Origin of the sequence: Halomonas sp. RT37 (assembly GCF_040070525.1) — a bacterium.
Classification (GTDB): Bacteria; Pseudomonadota; Gammaproteobacteria; order Pseudomonadales; family Halomonadaceae; genus Halomonas; species Halomonas litopenaei.
The window spans coordinates 2,399,423-2,415,423 of record NZ_CP098827.1; the positions used below are offsets into that span (position 1 = coordinate 2,399,423).

Sequence of the window (16,001 nt, forward strand, 5' to 3'; positions counted from 1 at the left end):
GAAATAGTGCCGGAGTGTGGCGCTACCCCACAACCACGTCCAGCGCTAGCTTGACCAGGAACAAGGCATCCTTGGCATCACGCTTCGACCATTTGCCACTGTCTCGGGGTCCGTATTACTCCTAAGGTGGCGCCAGACCAGTCGGAGATATCGATGATCACAGCCTTTCTCAGTCACCCGTACTGCCAGCGTCATGACATGGGGCCGGATCATCCCGAGAGTCCCTTGAGACTCGATGCCATCAGGGCGCAACTGATGCGCTCTGGCGTGCTGCAACACGCGATGCAGGCAGACGCTCGGGAGGCCACTGAAGAGCAGTTGCAGCGCGTGCATCCCGAGGCGCACCTCGCTCGGCTGGAGCAGGCTTCGCCCCAGGAGGGGCACGCCTCGATCGACGCCGATACCCTGATGAACAGCGACAGCCTGCAGGCCGCACGTCTGGCCGCCGGCGCCGTGGTCAAGGGGGTCGATCAGGTGTTCCGCGGTCAGGCCGACAATGTCTTCTGTGCGGTCAGGCCTCCCGGTCACCACGCCGAGGCCCAGGAGGCCATGGGCTTCTGCTTCTACAACAATGTTGCCGTCGGCGCGGCCCACGCCCGCGCCGTCCACGGAGCGCGGCGCATCGCCATCCTCGACTTCGATGTCCACCAGTGCAACGGCACCATCGACATCTTCAAGAATGACCCCGAGGTGATGGTCTGCACCAGCTTCCAGTATCCCTTCTACCCCTGGCGCTATCTGGATACCCCTTACCCCAACGTGGTCCACACGCCGCTGCCCGCCGGCACCGAAAGCGCTGGTTTTCGCGCGGCCATCGAGCGTGACTGGTGGCCCGCTCTTGAAGACTTCGGCCCTGAGCTGATACTGGTCTCGGCGGGCTTCGACGCCCATCGCGACGACCCCATGGCAGAGTTGTGTCTCGCCGACGAGGACTACCACTGGATCACCCAGGGCATCCTCGATATTGCCCGGCGACATGCCGAGGGCCGCGTCGTCTCGGTGCTGGAAGGGGGCTATGACCTGGCGGCGCTGGGACGTTCGGTGGAAGCCCATCTGCGGGCCCTGCTGGGGTTGGCCTACCAGCCCTGACGACGGCGACTGGAGCCGTCTTGGCGAATCGCCTTTCACCTGGTGGCTTGGCTCACCCCCTTGCCCTTGCTTTGCCTTGTCCCTGTCACTGTCCCTGCCCCTGCCATCGGCCTGTGTTTCCCGATACCGGGAAACATGTCCGGGAAATATCGACGCGCCGAACCGCCTCATGGTGGACTCAGCTGCCAGGCTGTCAGCAAACTCCAGTAGCAGGCCGGGGCAGATAGTCCAGATAGAAAACCCGGGTCGAATGCCCGCCGAGACACAGGCAGGGAGTGGCGACGCTGTGGTAGCCTAGAGGAAACCTGGTTTCCTATTGTGAACACGACATGGCGCAACACACCGATCAGGAGGCGGCACTCAAGATCGCCTCCGGCCGCAAGGCCTTCGTCGAACCCCTTCGTCTGGGGGAGCGACTCAAGGAGATTCGTCTGGCCAACCAGTGGACCCTGGAGGACGTCAGCCAGAAGACCGGTCTCGCGCGCTCGACCCTGTCGAAGATCGAGAACGATCAGATCTCGCCGACCTTTACCGCCGTTCAGAAGCTGATCGGCGGCCTCGACATCGACCTGCCCCAACTGCTGTCACCGCCCAGGCAGCAGACCCGCACCATGGGCAGGCGAGACATGACGCGCCGCGGCGAAGGCCAGCGCCACCCTACCCCAACCTACGAACACGAGCTGCTCAGCTGTGAGCTGGCGCAAAAGCGCATGATCCCGTTCAAGACCATCGTGCGCGCCAGACACTTCGAGGAATTTTCCGAGTGGGTGCGCCATGATGGCGAGGAATTCCTGATGGTGCTGGACGGCGAGATTCTGCTGTACTCGGAATTCTACGAGCCGCTGCGCCTGGTTGCAGGCGACAGTATCTACTTCGACAGCGACATGGGTCACGCGCTGGTTTCGGTGAGTGAAGAGGACGCCACCGTACTGTCGGTCTGTACCCGTCGCGAGAACACCTGAGCGACAACGTCTGGGAAGCCCCCGATGGCGCCTAGTCTTTCGTCTGCCGGCGCTTGATATCTCCGGGACGCCGGGCCGGCTGTGCGTCGAAGTCGAAGCGCTCGCGCCCATGGACAATCTGGAGCCTGCGCCCCTTGGCCCGAGCGATCAGCAGCACGCCGAAGCGCCGGGCCAGCTCCACGCCCTTCTGGGTAACGCCTGAGCGCGACACCAGCACCGAGATACCCATCTGGGCCACCTTGAGCACCATCTCAGACGTCAGCCGTCCGGTGGTATAGAAGATGTCCGCCTGGCCGAGCGGCAGGTCGTCGAGCCACTCTCGGCCAGCCAGGGTGTCCACCGCATTATGCCGGCCCACGTCTTCAACAAAGTCGAGCACCTCGGTCTGGCGACATAACGCACAGCCATGGACAGCCCCCGCGCTGCGGTAGGTCTCGTTGTAGTCTCCCAGGTTGTCGAGCAGCCGATAGATCACCGACTGACTCACCCTGGCCTGGGACAGCCGGGTCTGTGGCACCGCATCGAGCAGGCGGCCGAATACCGTGCCCTGACCGCAGCCGGTGGTAACGGTGCGCTGGCCTAGCCGTTGCTCCAGATCCTCCGGCGAATGGCGAGTGACCACCGCCGCAGCCTCGACTTCCCAGTCGACCATCACCGCCTCGAGGTCTTCGCGCTGCGTAATCAACCCCTGATTGCGCAAATAGCCCACCACCAACGCCTCCGGGTCCGCTCCCAGCGACATCAGGGTGACGATCTCCCGCCGGTTGAGGTACACCGTCAGCGAGCGCTCCGCGGCGATAGCCTGACGGTGCGACTCGCCGAACTCATCGACGACGTCGATCTCGATGGTGGGCGGCAACAGGGCGTGACTACGTTGTATGGTCGACATCTCGATCCCCGATAAACGTTCCCGATAAACATTCCCTACAAACCTTTCCGATAGACCTTCCCATCGGACAATAAGCGCTGAGGTGGCCGGATAACGTCGAATTGACGGCGTGATGCGGAAACTGCTTTGCTAATACTACTTGCTGACACGAGTCGGCCGATAAAAGCAGTCGGAACCACGGATCAGGTTCGACGGCATGACTGACCGCATCCTGCCATTGCCAAGGACATTACGCCATGACGAGGCTAGCCAATCGCCGGCCACTCAGTGTGACGATCACGCCACAGGACAAGGTAATCAAGGGCTTTCGCCAGCGCAGCTGGGCAGTCGAGCGTCTGGAGCCTGGCGATCAGGGGCCCAGCGTCGTGACGCTGGTGCTCAGCCTGACCGAGCGGGCGGCTTATCGGTTCAACCTTCAGGCCGCTGCCCCACGTCTGTTTATCCGCGCCGGACACAGCGACGGAGAGCCCCACATCGATGCCATCACCGCCAGCCAGGACGTCGCGGCCAATTGGATGGACGGAGAACACCGAGTGCTCGCCACAGAGATGCCACTGGCGATCCAGGCCTGGATAGAGGCCTATCTGGTGGCCCATGGCGAGGCGCCGATCGAGGGACGCAAGAAAAAGCGCAAGGGTGCCGGACGTGCCAGGGAGAACACCCCATGAGTCGCCTGTCACAGTGGTCCCGCAGAAAGCTCAAGGACCCGTCGGTTGTCGACGGCGCCCCCCCTGACGCCACCGCCGCCAGTGATGGTGCTCTCGACACGCAGCGAGCCCCCGCCGCCCCAATTGCCAGCAGCGATGCCGAACCGTGCCACTCCGAGGTCGATACCGCTGCCGCGCCCGAGCACGATGCGCACGACGGCGCACCACCCGCGGACGCGACCTCTGATGCGGACGTCGAGCTACCGCCTCCCGAGTCGCTGGCGCCCGGCAGCGATATTCGGGCATACCTCGCCTCGGGCGTGGACCGGGCGCTCAAGAAACGCGCCCTGCGCCAGCTGTTTCGCGGTGAACGCTACAACCTGCGCGACGGGCTGGATGACTATGATGATGACTTTCGCGCCAAGCTGACCCCCTTGCCCAGCGAGACCGCCCAGCGCCTGCGCCGGTGGTGGGATAACGTCGATGACGAGGAGACCGCGGAAGATAGCGTCGCCGACTCAGCGGGCGAAACGCCAGACGCTCTTTCAGACACCCCGCCAGACGCCCTGCCAGACACCCCGCCAGGGCACAGCGATCAGGGAGACGGCGCTAGCGACGAGGACGTCGCCGATACCACCACGACGCCATCACCGTCACAGTCACAGTCGCAAGCCAACGCCACAACGTCGGAGGCCATGACACAAGCTGGCGAACGAGGTGTCAGCCACACCTCCGCATCCGCCAAGGCAGGCCGTGCAGCGCCAGCCGCTGGCCGGGCGCTGGCTGCCAGCGAGGAAGATCCCGAGGGGCCTGGTCCCACCTCGTCATAGCGGTGCTTACCGCCTTCGACCAAGGAGTGTTGGCGCATTTGATGTAGAGCGCTCACACTTGGGGATGACACATAAGAAAAAAATCATAACGAACACAAAGTTTTCGACCGTGAGTCAGCATGAACCAGAAAATCGCAACCGTGCCGGTGGACACCGAGGTCAACCGGCAGGCCCGTGAGCGAGCCCTTGGCGCCGTCTCCTGGCCGCTCAATCTCGTCGCAGCAACGGTGGGTTACCAAAGCCATGGCCATCTACTGGCGATTGGCGACAGCGCGTCCCTGCTGGAAGTGCTGGAGCGTGCACGAGGGCTTGAACAAGGGCTTGCCAGTATCACGCTGGTGGTGACCGATGTGCCGGATGATGCTCTGTTGCAGCGTGCCGAGGCTGCCGATGTGCAGCTCCAGCCGCTACTCGCCTCCCAACTCGGACGGCTGCACCTGGAAGGCTACCTTGGCCACTTCAGCGCCTGGCTCGACGGCCATGAGGGCCCCATCGAGCTTGCCCGGGCACTGCTGGGCCGAGAACACCATGACCTGGTGCTGGATCTGACACCGACACCGCGCCTGCCCCTGGAACTGCCACCTCCCGGCTATTTTCATGCCCCGGTCGCCGGTGAAGCGCGCACGACACTGATCGACGGCCTCGGCGACTATATCGGTGAATTCGAAAAGCCCCGCTACTTCGAGGTCCACGCCGATCGCTGCGCCCACTCCACTCGTGGCTTCGGTGGCTGTACCCGCTGTCTGGAAGTGTGTCCCGCCGACGCCATCAAGAGCGTCCCCGGACGCATCGATGCCCGCATCGAGATCGATCCCTACCTGTGTCAGGGGGTCGGTAGCTGTACCAGCGCCTGCCCCACCGGGGCCATCGAATTCCGCCAACCGCATAGCCTGCGTCAGCAGGACACCCTGCTCGCCTGGCTCGACCACTACCACGCCGCCGGCGGCCAGTCGGCGGTGCTGCGCTTCGTTCAGGCCGATCACGCCCAGCACCTGCAACCCGACGCGGCCGGCCACGTCATCGATGTGGCGCTGGAAGATCTGGGTTCTGCCGGCGTCGACCATTGGCTGTCGGCCATTGCCGCCGGCGCCTGCGAAGTGCGCATCCAGGCCTACTCCGACATGCCGGACAGGCTGGTCGCTCACCTGGAGGATCAGCTGGCCCAGGGCAGAGCGATCCTCGAGGCGCTGGGGCATGATCCCGGCCGACTGCAGTGGTTCAGCGACGAGGAGCAGGAAAGCTCGCTCGCCCTGCCTCGCCATGCGGGTCTGACGCCCCAGCTGCGCTCCCTGGAACAGGCTCAAGCGTTCGGGAGCGACAAGGACACCCCGTCGGCCACGGTACAAATGGCCGGCGGGCGAACCGGCAATACAGGGGCAACAGATGGCGCAGAAGCGCCGGGCAAGCGCGAGCGTCTCACCCTGGTACTGGACCATCTGGCCACCACTGGCCATGTGGACGGCGAGCGGCACCCGATGCCTCCGGGCAGCCCATTCGGGGGCATCGAGGTCAATGCCGATGCCTGCACTCTGTGCATGGGCTGTGTTGCCAGCTGCCCGACCGGCGCGCTCGGCGCCGGAGGTGACACCCCGCGCCTCGACTTTCGCGAAGCAGACTGCGTCCAGTGCGGCCTGTGCAGCAAGAGCTGTCCAGAATCCGCCATCCGCCTGTCTCCCGGCTTCCTCGCCAGCGCGGAACGCAGCCAGTGGCGAGTGTGCCACGAAGACGCACCCTTTCACTGCATCGTCTGTGGCAGCGCCTTCGCCAACGCCCGCACCATCGCCGCCATCCAGCAGAAACTGGCCAACCATGCGTACTTCAGTGGTGACCAGGCACGTCGGCTGGAAATGTGTCAGGACTGCCGGGTCAAGGACGTATGGCACGAGATGGCGACCAATCCGGAGGCCCAGCTCAAGCTATGACCACGCACGACATTCCTGACTCCCGCACCGAAGAAGCCGATCTGAGGGCCGACATCTACGCCCTGCTGGCGGCACTGCTGCGCGAGCCCCCCAGCGAAGCCCTTCGCCAGTGGCTTGCCGGCCTCGAGGGAGAGCCGGACGACATTCGTTTGAGCCAGGCCTGGAGTCGGCTGGCCACCGCTGCTGCCGACAGCGACGTCGAACGCCTGGAGCGTGCCCACTTTCGTCATCTGATCGGGGTCATCCAGGGCGACGTGCTGCCCTACGCCTCCTACTACCGCGAAGGCGGCCTGATGGAAGCATCACTGGTCGCACTGCGCCGGGATCTCAAGACGCTGGGCATCCAGCGCTCTGCCGACGTCTCGGAGCCGGAAGATCATCTGGCGGCAATGTGCGAGGTCATGGCGATGCTGATCGGCCAGAACGATCAGCGAGCCGGCAGCTTCTTCCATCGCCACCTGGCACCCTGGGCCAACCGCTGCATGCACGATCTTGCCCGGGTCGACACCCCCTTCTATGCGGCGCTGGGTGAACTGGCGACGCTGTTTTTCCAGCGCGAGAGCGCCATCCTGATCGACAACACTACCCTTGGAACCCCTGTGCCCGGCACCAGCGTCCACGAGGACCGAGGCCAGGCCCTTGGAGCAGGAGAATGAGCATGAGCACAACGCCCAACACTCAACGCCGTCGTCTTCTCAAGGCCCTGGGGGGCGGCACCGTGGCCGCCGGTGCCGCGGTGGTGGTCGGCCAGGCCTCGGTTGCTGTGGCGCGCGATGACAGCGCCACGACCGCCACCGAGAAACCCGATGACAGCGCCGGTTACCGCGAGACAGAACACGTACGTGCCTTCTACGCATCCCTGCGCGACTGACAACAAGGAGAGCCTGCCATGCGACTGACACGTACCTCCACCACACCCAAGGTCTCCGGTCTCGGCATTTCCCGGCGCCAGTTCCTCAAGCGCAGTGGCGCGGCGACCAGCGGTGTCGCCGGTCTTGGACTGTTCGGCTCACCGATGATGCAACGCGCCGAGGCGGTCGAGAAGACGCCCTACAGCGATGCTCCGGTGGAAACCCGCCGCACCATCTGCTCCCACTGTTCGGTGGGCTGTGGCGTCTACGCCGAGGTCCAGGAAGGGGTCTGGACTCACCAGGAACCGGCCTTCGATCACCCGATCAATCGCGGTGCCCACTGCGCCAAGGGCGCTTCACTACGCCAGCACGGTCACTCCACCCGCCGCCTCAAGTACCCGATGAAGCTGGTCGGGGGCGAGTGGCAACGTCTGTCCTGGGACCAGGCCATCGACGAAATCGGTGCCAAGGTGCTGGAACTGACCGAGCAGCATGGCCCGGACAGTGTCTACTGGCTCGGCTCGGCCAAGTTCAGCAACGAACAGGCCTACCTGATGCGCAAGTTCGCGGCGCTGGCCGGTACCAACAATACCGACCACCAGGCGCGCATCTGCCACTCCACCACCGTGGCGGGCGTCGCCAATACCTGGGGCTACGGAGCGATGACTAACTCGCTCAACGACCTCCAGAACAGCCGCTCGATCATGTTCATCGGCTCCAACCCCAGCGAAGCGCACCCGGTGGCGATGCAGCACATCCTGCTGGCCAAGGAGCGCAGCCAGGCCGAAATCATCGTCGTCGATCCGCGCTTCACCCGCACGGCGGCCAAGGCCGACCACTACGTGCGGATCCGGCCGGGTTCCGACGTGGCCTTCATCTGGGGCCTGCTCTGGCACATCTTCGAGAACGGCTGGGAAGACCAGCAGTACATCGACCAGCGCGTCTACGCCATGGACGAGGTCCGCAACGAGGTTGCCAACTTCCCGCCGAGTGAAGTGGAGCGCATCACCGGGGTGCCGGAAGCCGCCATGTACGATACCGCCAGGCGGCTGGCAGAAAACCGTCCCGGCTGCATCGTCTGGTGCATGGGCGGCACCCAGCACACCACCGGCAACAACAACACCCGGGCCTACTGCATCCTCGAACTGGCGCTGGGCAATATCGGCAAGTCAGGCGGCGGCGCCAACATCTTCCGGGGGCACGACAATGTCCAGGGGGCGACCGATCTCGGCCTGATGTCTCATTCGCTACCCGGCTATTACGGTCTGTCGGAAGCCGCCTGGAAGCACTGGGCGCAGATCTGGGACCTCGATTACGAATGGCTCAAGAGCCGCTTCGATCAGACCGAGTACGCCGACGGCTACCCCATGCACTCCAGCGGCATCACGGTATCGCGCTGGATCGATGGCGTCCTCGAGCAAGACCAGGACATCTCCCAGCGCACCAGCCTGAAGGCGATGTTCTACTGGGGTCACGCGGTCAACTCCCAGACCCGCGGCACCGAAATGCAGAAAGCGATGCAGAAGCTCGAGATGATGGTCATCGTCGACCCCTATCCCACCGTCGCCGGGGTCATGCACGATCGCAGCGATGGCGTCTATCTTCTGCCGGCGGCCACCCAGTTCGAGACCTACGGCAGCGTCACCGCCACCAACCGCTCTCTGCAGTGGCGTGACCGGGTGGTGGAGCCGGCCTTCGAGGCCAAGCCCGACCACAGCATCATGTACCTGCTGAGCCAGCGCCTCGGATTTGCCGACGAGCTGTTCAAGAACATTCAGATCAACGGCGAGGAGCCGCTGATCGAGGACATTACCCGGGAGTTCAACCGCGGCATGTGGACCGTAGGTTACACCGGGCAGAGCCCCGAGCGGCTCAAGACCCACCAGCAGAACTGGCATACCTTCAGCTTCCGCGATCTGCGTGCCGAAGGCGGCCCGGCCGACGGCGATTACTACGGCCTGCCATGGCCCTGCTGGGGTACCGCAGAGCTCAATCACCCCGGCACCCCCATTCTGTACGACACCAGCAAACCGGTGTCCCAGGGCGGCCTGACCTTCCGTGCGCGTTTTGGCATCGAGCACGAAGGCACCCCGATTCTCGCCGACAACTCGTTCAGCGCCGGTTCCGATCTCGAGGACGGCTACCCCGAGTTCAGCGCCCAGATGCTCAAGGACCTGGGCTGGTGGGATGAGCTGACCGACGAAGAAAAGGCCGCGGCGGAAGGCAAGAACTGGAAGACCGACCTGTCCGGCGGCATCCAGCGCGTTGCCATCGCCCATGAATGCTCACCTTTCGGCAACGCCAAGGCGCGCTGCAACGTCTGGACCTTCCCCGACCCGATTCCCAAGCACCGCGAGCCGCTCTATACCTCACGCCGGGATCTGGTCGAGGACTACCCCACCTGGGATGACGTCGCCTCGCACTACCGCCTGCCGACGCTGTACCAGAGCATTCAGCAGAATGATGCCAGCAAGAAGTACCCGATCATCATGACTTCTGGCCGCCTGGTCGAGTACGAAGGCGGCGGCGAGGAAACGCGCTCCATGTCATGGCTGGCCGAGCTGCAGCAGGAGATGTTCGTCGAGATCAACCCTGCCCTGGCCAACGACCTGGGGGTCAAGGACGGCAACATGGTGTGGGTGGAAGGCGCCGAAGGCGGCCGTATCAAGGTCAAGGCCATGGTGACGCCTCGGGTAGCGCGGGAAGTGGTGTTCATGCCCTTCCACTTCGGCGGCATGTTCCAGGGCGAAAGCCTGGCCGACCGCTATCCGGATGGCACCACGCCCTACGTGATCGGTGAGGCGGTCAACACCGCCACCACCTACGGCTACGACTCGGTGACCCAGATGCAGGAAACCAAGTGCACCCTGTGTCGCATCGAACTCGCCAGCTAGACACCGACGTCACCGAACCAACAGGAGTTTCGACATGGCCCAGATGAAATTCATGTGTGACGCCGAGCGCTGCATCGAGTGCAATGGTTGCGTCACCGCCTGCAAGAACGCCAACGAGGTCGAGTGGGGCATCCAGCGCCGCCGGGTGGTCACCCTGAACGACGGCGAGCCGTCCGAGGTGTCCATCTCGGTGGCCTGCATGCACTGCGATGACGCACCCTGCATGGCGGTCTGCCCCACCGACTGCTTCTACAAGACAGACGACGGCATCGTGCTGCACGACAAGGATCTGTGCATCGGCTGCGGTTACTGCCTGTACGCCTGCCCCTTCGGCGCGCCGCAGTTTCCCCAGCAGGACGCCTTCGGCGAGCGCGGCAAGATGGACAAGTGCACCTTCTGTGCCGGCGGCCCCGCCGACAGCCCCGAAGAAGAGTACGAGAAATACGGCGCCAACCGCATCGCCGAGGGCAAGCTGCCGCTGTGCGCCGAAATGTGCTCGACCAAGGCGCTGCTGGCAGGCGATGCCCAGACCGTTGCCGACATCTTCCGCGAGCGGGTGGTGCGCCGTGGTCACAAGGATGGCGCCTGGTCGGATATCGGCAATGGCTCGCCCTCGGCGATCGACGCCATGGCCTACGACGCCACACGTAACCAGTGAGGAGGCCCCATGAACCTTCGTGATGCCTTGCCTCGACCGGGTGGAGCCCTGGGGCTGGTGCTGCCAGCACTGCTGCTGTTGTTGCTGGCCTGCGCCGCTCCCGCCATGGGTGCCGACCCCAATGCCGAGATCGCCACCGCCGTACCCAGCGCCGACGCCGATACCTGGCGCCAGGTGAAGGATGGCGAGTCCTTTATCGATACCCGCCACGATTCGACCTACAGCCTGATCAACCAGAGCGGCGAGAGCTGGCGCCAATGGCGCAACAAGTGGGTCTCGCCCTTCGGGCTGATCGCCGTGGGCGGCATGCTGGCGATGATCACCATCTTCTATCTGATCGTCGGTCGCAGCCGCCTCGAGGAGCCACGCACCGGGCGTAAGCTGTTGCGCTGGTCGGTACTCAGCCGGGCGCTGCACTGGACCCTGGCGACGCTGTTCATCATCCTGGCGCTGACGGGCCTCAACATTCTCTACGGCAAGTTCGTGTTCAAGCCAGTGTTTGGCGACGCCTTCTGGGCTGCGATGATCAGCGGCACAAAGTTCCTGCACAACTACATCGGTCCGTTCTTCGGTCTGCTGCTGATCTTCGTGCTGTTGCGCTTTCTCAAGCACAACTGGATCAAGGCCCACGATATCGAGTGGTTCAAGCAAGGCGGCGGCATGGTCGGCGACAAGCATCCAGACGCCGGCTTTGCCAACGGAGGCGAGAAGGCCTGGTTCTGGCTGTTGGCCACGGCCGGCATGGTTGTCTTCGTCAGTGGCCTGGTACTGGATTTCCCGAACTTCGACCAGAGCCGGGACACCATGCAGTGGGCCAACATCATCCATGCGGTGGGTGCCCTCGCGCTTACCGCCGTCTCCTTCGGTCACATCTATATCGGCACCCTGGGGACCGAGGGTGCGCTCGAGGGCATGACCACCGGCTACGTCGACGAAAGCTGGGCCAAGCAGCACCACAACCTGTGGTACGAAGAGGTCAAGGATCAGGCCGAGGCGCCGGCTGACGTGGAGGCCACCGACGATACCAAACCGGAATCTCCCAGCCCTTCCTGAGCGCAGCCCCACCCACGGTGAGCGCTATCCCTCTCGCCGCCCCGGGCTCACTCGGGGCGGCATTCTTTTGCCGCTGTTCTTGTGACGGTCTTGCGTTACCATCGTGGGACAGTCGCCCGACTGATCGTTTTCTGTTACTGGAGTCCCCCATGCAGCACCTCGATGAGGCCACTCGCACCGAACTCGAGGCGGCCGCCTTCCGCCGCCTGCTTCGCCACCTTGACGACAACAAGGATGTGCAGAACATCGATTTGATGATTCTGGCGGACTTCTGCCGCAACTGCCTGTCCAAGTGGCTGGTCGCCGCCGCCGAAGAGCGCGGTGAGACGCTCGACTACGAAAGCGCCCGTGAACACGTCTACGGCATGCCCTACAGCGAATGGAAGGACATGTATCAGGCCAAGGCCACCCCCGAACAGATGGCGGCCTTCGAGGCTCGCCAGCAGGCCAAGCAGCAGCGTACCGGTGACAAGGAGTGACGCCAGTGAGTCAGGACACCATGATCGGGTTGAAGGTGGCGGTGCTGACCGTCTCCGACACCCGCACCGAAGACACCGATCGCAGCGGTCAGGCGCTGGTGCAGCGACTCGAGGACGCCGGCCACCAGCTCGCCGACAAGCAGATCGTAATCGACGACATCTATCGTATCCGCGCGGTGGTGTCAGGCTGGATCGCCGACCCCGAAGTGCAGGTGATCCTGACCACCGGCGGTACCGGCTTCACCGGACGGGATTCCACCCCGGAGGCGGTATCGGCCCTGCTCGACAAGCGCATCGAGGGCTTCGGCGAGCTGTTCCGCCAGCTGTCCTATCAGGAAATCGGCAGCTCCACCGTGCAAAGCCGCTGCCTGGGAGGCATGGCCAATCACACCGTGGTGTTCTGCCTGCCGGGCTCCACCGGCGCTTGCCGCACCGCCTGGGACGGCATCCTTGCCGAGCAGCTCGACAGCCGTCACCGGCCCTGCAACTTCGCCAATCTGGTGATACCGGAGCGGGGGCAGCATGACGTCTAGCCACGCAGCGTCACTGGCGCCCATGGAGGACGCCCTGGCCACCCTGCTCGATGGCGTCGCGCCGCTGCCGGTGGAGCGCCAGCCCTGCGAACAGGCCGAAGGCCGTGTGCTGGCAGCCCCAGTCGTGGCGGCCCTGGATGTACCGCCGTTCGACAATAGCGCCATGGACGGTTACGCCCTGCACCATGAAGACGCCGGACAACGCCTGCCGGTGGCCCTGCGAGTGGCCGCCGGGGCCCCGGGCGAGCGACTGGAGCGCGGCCGCTGTGCCCGCATCTTTACCGGTGGCCAGCTGCCCGAAGGCGCCGACTGTGTGGTGATGCAGGAGAAGGTCCAGCGCGAGGGTGATGAGGCCGTCATTCCCGCCGACATCCCGGCGGGCGACAACGTGCGCCGGCGGGGCCGCGACGTACGCGCAGGCGCCCCGCTGCTGGACGCCGGCACTCGGCTGGACGCCGCCGCACTTGGCCACCTGGCAGGCCAGGGTATCGTCGAAGTGGACGTCCACCGCCGACCCAGGGTGGCCTTGCTGTCCACCGGCGACGAGATCATCGATCCGGGCAAGCCCCTGGCACCTGGCCAGATCTACAACTCCAACCGCCCCATGCTCAAGAGCCTGCTGGAGCGCTTCGGCGCCGAAATAGTGCTCACGCGCAGCGTACCGGATAGCCCGGAGGGTACCCGCGCCTGTCTGAAGGAGGCCGCCGAGGTAGCGGACCTGGTGGTCTCCACCGGCGGCGTCAGCGTCGGTGAGGAAGATCACGTCAAGGCGGCGCTGGAGTCACTGGGCACGCTGAACCTGTGGCGCCTGGCCATTCGTCCCGGCAAGCCGCTGGCCCTGGGCCAGATGGAAGGTCCTGGCGGCACGCCGGTGCGGTTTGTCGGCTTGCCCGGCAATCCGGTGTCCAGCTATGTCGGTGCCTGGCTATTCTTGCGCCCGCTGCTGGGTGCCCTGCAGGGCTGTGAGTCCATGGCGGAGCTACCGCGGCTATGGGCCCGCAGCGACTTTGCCACCTCCACCGGTCCGCGCCAGCACTACATGCGGGTGCGCCTCGTCTTCGGCCCACAGGGCGTCAGCGCCCTGGCGTTTTCCGACCAGAATTCCGGGGTACTGTCATCCTGCATTGATGCCGACGCCCTGGCGGTGATCCCGCCCCATTGCGAGATAGCGCCGGGCGACAAGGTGGAATGCCTGTGGCTGCGGACCTGGTAGCGGTCCGCTGAAGCAGCGCGGTAGTCGCTAGGCGCGGTCCGAAAAGTCGACGAGCGAAGGTTAGACAAGGCAAAAATCGGTGAGACAGCACAGTTTACGGGGTGTAAATGAGCATGTTGACCGGGCTAGCGCACCAGCCGATTTTTAACGCCGTATTACCGAGCGCAGGCACTTTTCAGACAAGCCCTAGGAACCCGAGGTCTCGAGTTCCGCGCGGGTATCGCGCCACAGGGTCGCAAAGTCGTCGTCCAGTTGACGATAGTCATCGCGCAGATGCGGTACCAGTTCGGCCAGTCGGTTGGGCCCGGACAGGCGTGAGCCAATGCCGGCGATGGCACGGCAGGTGAAGCCGAGGCTGGCGTAGCGGCGCAGCCAGTCCTCACGCACCAGTACCGGCACCATGGTGGCCAGCCGCTGCGGTGCGCCGTGGTACTCGAACAGTCGATAGCATCGCTCGATCACGACCTCGCGCTCGTGCGGGTCGCTGGTAGCCAGATCCCGAGCGAGAAAGTGGTCCCACATCAGATCCAGGGCAATACCGGCCACACGACGACTCGCCGCAGGTGCCCGACGTCGAGCAGCAAGTACCGAGGGATGGCGATCGACGAAGGCGTCCACCCGCCGGTGATGATGTATGCCTGCTGCGACGCCTTCGGGCCACTGGCCGAGATCGCGCCCCTTGACGCCGTCGGCGATCAGGTTGCCGAGCAGAAAGTCGTCGTTACCGGCACGCGCGAGCCAGGCGTGGGCGAGAAAGTTCAACGCCGCACGTCTACAGGCAGTTGGTTGGTTTGGGCAGGCCCGCCAAACGGGCGCCCAGCTTGGGGGGACTGCCGGGGAACAGCTTCATCAGGTACAGCGAGCTCCCCTTGTCCTTGCCCAGCGCCTGGCCCACCGCCTTGACCAGCGGGCGCATGGCCGGAGCCTGCTCGAAGCGCGCATAGAAGTCTCGCAGGACGTCGATCACCTGCCAGTGTTCGTCGCCGAGGGTGATGCCCTCTTCCGCCGCCAGCGCCTCGGCGACGGCGGGACTCCAGTCATCGAGATTGATCAGATAGCCTTCCGGGTCCAGGGGGACGGAGGCCTGGCCGAGTTCCAGGGTTCGTGCAGTTTCAGTGCTTGCCATCGTGTTACCTCAGTACCAGCTGACCACTTTATCGGCCTCTTCGGTGAGCCTGACAAAACCGTCCACGTCGACGACTTCGATGCCGGTGGCACAGTGTTCGCTCAAGCCGCGCGCCTCGAGATCTTCGGCCAGCGCCAGTAGACGACCGGGCAGAGACGACCACAGCGCCTGCTGGGCCGGCAGAGCGCCAAGCACGGCGTCTTCGATCAATAACAGCTTGTCGTCTTCTGCCAACGCCCGTAGCGCCTGCCGATAGACCGTCGACTCCAGCGGTGAACGATTGAGGGTGTGCAGTATCATCCCGATTCCTGGTAGTGGTCGTGGGTGAGTCCAGTGGCTGACGTCGATGGGTGAAACCTGGCGGGAGCGAGCCCCGACAGAGACGCGGTCTCGAGTCGTCTGTGACGCCGATTCAGAAGGTCAGCACCAATGCGTGCTCCGCCATCAGGGCGGCAATGGCGTCACCCTCGATGACAGTGGCATCCGGCGTCAGCGTCTCGGGCGCCACGCCCAACTCGGCAAGTCCTGCCCCATCCACGAACAGCCGGTCGATGTCGTACATCTCGAGCATGGCCAGCGTCGGCTGGGTGCCCTTCTGCCCCAGCGGACCGGCGCCCTGCCCCGGCACCAGTGCCGCCACGCCACTGGCCATGAACAACAGTGATACCCGGCGTCCGAAGGCGGCGGCCACCAGCGCCGTGTCGAGACCTTCTTTCAGGTAGCTGGTGCCATGGGGGCCATGACGAAGAATCACCAGCAGATCCCCCGAATCGTCGTTGGGTTCCTCAATCATCGACCTTCCACTCTTCTCGGTTCAGCGTTGCCCTGCTCGGGACCCATTGCCTGGCGGCAGTC

18 protein-coding genes are annotated in these 16,001 nt (G+C 64.5%); 13 read left to right on the forward strand and 5 right to left on the reverse strand.

The features are described from left to right. Positions 1 to 153 precede the first annotated feature (153 nt). Positions 154 to 1,089: a histone deacetylase family protein gene (locus NFG58_RS10135; protein WP_124804755.1), complete on the forward strand. Its 936-nt coding sequence runs from the start codon at positions 154 to 156 to the stop codon at positions 1,087 to 1,089. 329 nt (positions 1,090 to 1,418) lie between these two features. Then, complete coding sequence (locus tag NFG58_RS10140; protein WP_045992207.1) at positions 1,419 to 2,051, forward strand: XRE family transcriptional regulator; 633 nt, start codon at positions 1,419 to 1,421, stop codon at positions 2,049 to 2,051. A 31-nt stretch (positions 2,052 to 2,082) separates the two neighbouring features. On the opposite strand, the gene NFG58_RS10145 is transcribed toward NFG58_RS10140, so the two are convergent. Further along, positions 2,083 to 2,940 (reverse strand): formate dehydrogenase accessory sulfurtransferase FdhD, encoded by an 858-nt coding sequence (locus NFG58_RS10145; RefSeq protein ID WP_045992208.1) that lies wholly within the window; start codon positions 2,938 to 2,940, stop codon positions 2,083 to 2,085. Between the two features lie 236 nt (positions 2,941 to 3,176). On the opposite strand from NFG58_RS10145, the gene NFG58_RS10150 reads away from it, so the two are divergent. The 11 genes from NFG58_RS10150 (at position 3,177) to glp (ending at position 14,020) form a co-directional block, all read left to right on the forward strand. Then, the gene (locus NFG58_RS10150) at positions 3,177 to 3,608 is read left to right on the forward strand and encodes a DUF3305 domain-containing protein (RefSeq protein WP_045992209.1); all 432 of its coding nucleotides are present in this window, start codon (positions 3,177 to 3,179) and stop codon (positions 3,606 to 3,608) included. Continuing rightward, positions 3,605 to 4,417, forward strand: a complete 813-nt coding sequence (locus NFG58_RS10155) for a DUF3306 domain-containing protein (protein ID WP_108449299.1) — start codon at positions 3,605 to 3,607, stop codon at positions 4,415 to 4,417. Before NFG58_RS10150 ends, NFG58_RS10155 begins: the two co-directional genes overlap by 4 nt. A gap of 119 nt (positions 4,418 to 4,536) precedes the next feature. After that, positions 4,537 to 6,339 carry a 4Fe-4S binding protein gene (locus NFG58_RS10160; protein ID WP_108449300.1) on the forward strand — a complete coding sequence of 601 codons (1,803 nt, stop codon included), beginning with the start codon at positions 4,537 to 4,539 and terminating at the stop codon, positions 6,337 to 6,339. Then, on the forward strand, positions 6,336 to 6,995 hold the full coding sequence (locus tag NFG58_RS10165; RefSeq protein WP_108449301.1) for a molecular chaperone TorD family protein: 660 nt from the start codon (positions 6,336 to 6,338) through the stop codon (positions 6,993 to 6,995). The genes NFG58_RS10160 and NFG58_RS10165 overlap by 4 nt, the downstream gene beginning before the upstream one ends. 2 nt (positions 6,996 to 6,997) lie before the next feature. Further along, positions 6,998 to 7,210, forward strand: coding sequence for a twin-arginine translocation pathway signal (locus NFG58_RS10170; protein ID WP_108449424.1), 213 nt, complete (start codon positions 6,998 to 7,000; stop codon positions 7,208 to 7,210). An 18-nt stretch (positions 7,211 to 7,228) separates the two neighbouring features. After that, positions 7,229 to 10,084 carry a formate dehydrogenase subunit alpha gene (locus NFG58_RS10175; protein ID WP_222516786.1) on the forward strand — a complete coding sequence of 952 codons (2,856 nt, stop codon included), beginning with the start codon at positions 7,229 to 7,231 and terminating at the stop codon, positions 10,082 to 10,084. Between the two features lie 34 nt (positions 10,085 to 10,118). After that, a complete protein-coding gene (fdh3B, locus tag NFG58_RS10180; protein ID WP_045992214.1) occupies positions 10,119 to 10,742 on the forward strand; it encodes a formate dehydrogenase FDH3 subunit beta in 624 nt (207 codons plus the stop codon). 9 nt (positions 10,743 to 10,751) lie between these two features. Then, positions 10,752 to 11,795, forward strand: a complete 1,044-nt coding sequence (locus NFG58_RS10185) for a formate dehydrogenase subunit gamma (protein ID WP_222516785.1) — start codon at positions 10,752 to 10,754, stop codon at positions 11,793 to 11,795. Positions 11,796 to 11,944: 149 nt separating this feature from the next. After that, the gene (locus NFG58_RS10190) at positions 11,945 to 12,274 is read left to right on the forward strand and encodes a DUF1244 domain-containing protein (protein WP_108133399.1); all 330 of its coding nucleotides are present in this window, start codon (positions 11,945 to 11,947) and stop codon (positions 12,272 to 12,274) included. Between the two features lie 20 nt (positions 12,275 to 12,294). Beyond that, entirely contained in the window at positions 12,295 to 12,807 is a 513-nt protein-coding gene (moaB, locus tag NFG58_RS10195) for a molybdenum cofactor biosynthesis protein B (RefSeq protein WP_045992220.1), read from the forward strand. Continuing rightward, positions 12,797 to 14,020, forward strand: coding sequence for a gephyrin-like molybdotransferase Glp (glp, locus tag NFG58_RS10200; RefSeq protein ID WP_348828091.1), 1,224 nt, complete (start codon positions 12,797 to 12,799; stop codon positions 14,018 to 14,020). Before moaB ends, glp begins: the two co-directional genes overlap by 11 nt. Positions 14,021 to 14,206: 186 nt before the next feature. Here the strand turns inward: glp and NFG58_RS10205 are convergent, their stop codons facing one another. The 4 genes from NFG58_RS10205 to NFG58_RS10220 form a co-directional block, all read right to left on the reverse strand. Continuing rightward, complete coding sequence (locus NFG58_RS10205; RefSeq protein ID WP_348828092.1) at positions 14,207 to 14,782, reverse strand: ACP phosphodiesterase; 576 nt, start codon at positions 14,780 to 14,782, stop codon at positions 14,207 to 14,209. A 10-nt stretch (positions 14,783 to 14,792) separates the two neighbouring features. Further along, entirely contained in the window at positions 14,793 to 15,146 is a 354-nt protein-coding gene (locus NFG58_RS10210; protein ID WP_108449306.1) for a TusE/DsrC/DsvC family sulfur relay protein, read from the reverse strand. Positions 15,147 to 15,155: 9 nt separating this feature from the next. Beyond that, entirely contained in the window at positions 15,156 to 15,446 is a 291-nt protein-coding gene (gene tusB, locus NFG58_RS10215; protein ID WP_108449307.1) for a sulfurtransferase complex subunit TusB, read from the reverse strand. 112 nt (positions 15,447 to 15,558) lie between these two features. Beyond that, positions 15,559 to 15,939 (reverse strand): DsrE family protein, encoded by a 381-nt coding sequence (locus NFG58_RS10220; RefSeq protein WP_045991751.1) that lies wholly within the window; start codon positions 15,937 to 15,939, stop codon positions 15,559 to 15,561. Positions 15,940 to 16,001 lie beyond the last annotated feature (62 nt).

Coding starts and splice junctions, on each gene's coding strand:
- NFG58_RS10140 (WP_045992207.1), top strand. CDS start 1,419: ATGGCGCAACACACCGATCAGGAGGCGGCACTCAAGATCGCCTCCGGC.
- glp (WP_348828091.1), top strand. CDS start 12,797: ATGACGTCTAGCCACGCAGCGTCACTGGCGCCCATGGAGGACGCCCTG.
- NFG58_RS10155 (WP_108449299.1), top strand. CDS start 3,605: ATGAGTCGCCTGTCACAGTGGTCCCGCAGAAAGCTCAAGGACCCGTCG.
- NFG58_RS10170 (WP_108449424.1), top strand. CDS start 6,998: ATGAGCACAACGCCCAACACTCAACGCCGTCGTCTTCTCAAGGCCCTG.
- NFG58_RS10185 (WP_222516785.1), top strand. CDS start 10,752: ATGAACCTTCGTGATGCCTTGCCTCGACCGGGTGGAGCCCTGGGGCTG.
- NFG58_RS10175 (WP_222516786.1), top strand. CDS start 7,229: ATGCGACTGACACGTACCTCCACCACACCCAAGGTCTCCGGTCTCGGC.
- NFG58_RS10210 (WP_108449306.1), bottom strand. CDS start 15,146: ATGGCAAGCACTGAAACTGCACGAACCCTGGAACTCGGCCAGGCCTCC.
- NFG58_RS10220 (WP_045991751.1), bottom strand. CDS start 15,939: ATGATTGAGGAACCCAACGACGATTCGGGGGATCTGCTGGTGATTCTT.
- NFG58_RS10135 (WP_124804755.1), top strand. CDS start 154: ATGATCACAGCCTTTCTCAGTCACCCGTACTGCCAGCGTCATGACATG.
- NFG58_RS10145 (WP_045992208.1), bottom strand. CDS start 2,940: ATGTCGACCATACAACGTAGTCACGCCCTGTTGCCGCCCACCATCGAG.
- NFG58_RS10190 (WP_108133399.1), top strand. CDS start 11,945: ATGCAGCACCTCGATGAGGCCACTCGCACCGAACTCGAGGCGGCCGCC.
- tusB (WP_108449307.1), bottom strand. CDS start 15,446: ATGATACTGCACACCCTCAATCGTTCACCGCTGGAGTCGACGGTCTAT.
- NFG58_RS10165 (WP_108449301.1), top strand. CDS start 6,336: ATGACCACGCACGACATTCCTGACTCCCGCACCGAAGAAGCCGATCTG.
- NFG58_RS10160 (WP_108449300.1), top strand. CDS start 4,537: ATGAACCAGAAAATCGCAACCGTGCCGGTGGACACCGAGGTCAACCGG.
- NFG58_RS10150 (WP_045992209.1), top strand. CDS start 3,177: ATGACGAGGCTAGCCAATCGCCGGCCACTCAGTGTGACGATCACGCCA.
- fdh3B (WP_045992214.1), top strand. CDS start 10,119: ATGGCCCAGATGAAATTCATGTGTGACGCCGAGCGCTGCATCGAGTGC.
- moaB (WP_045992220.1), top strand. CDS start 12,295: ATGATCGGGTTGAAGGTGGCGGTGCTGACCGTCTCCGACACCCGCACC.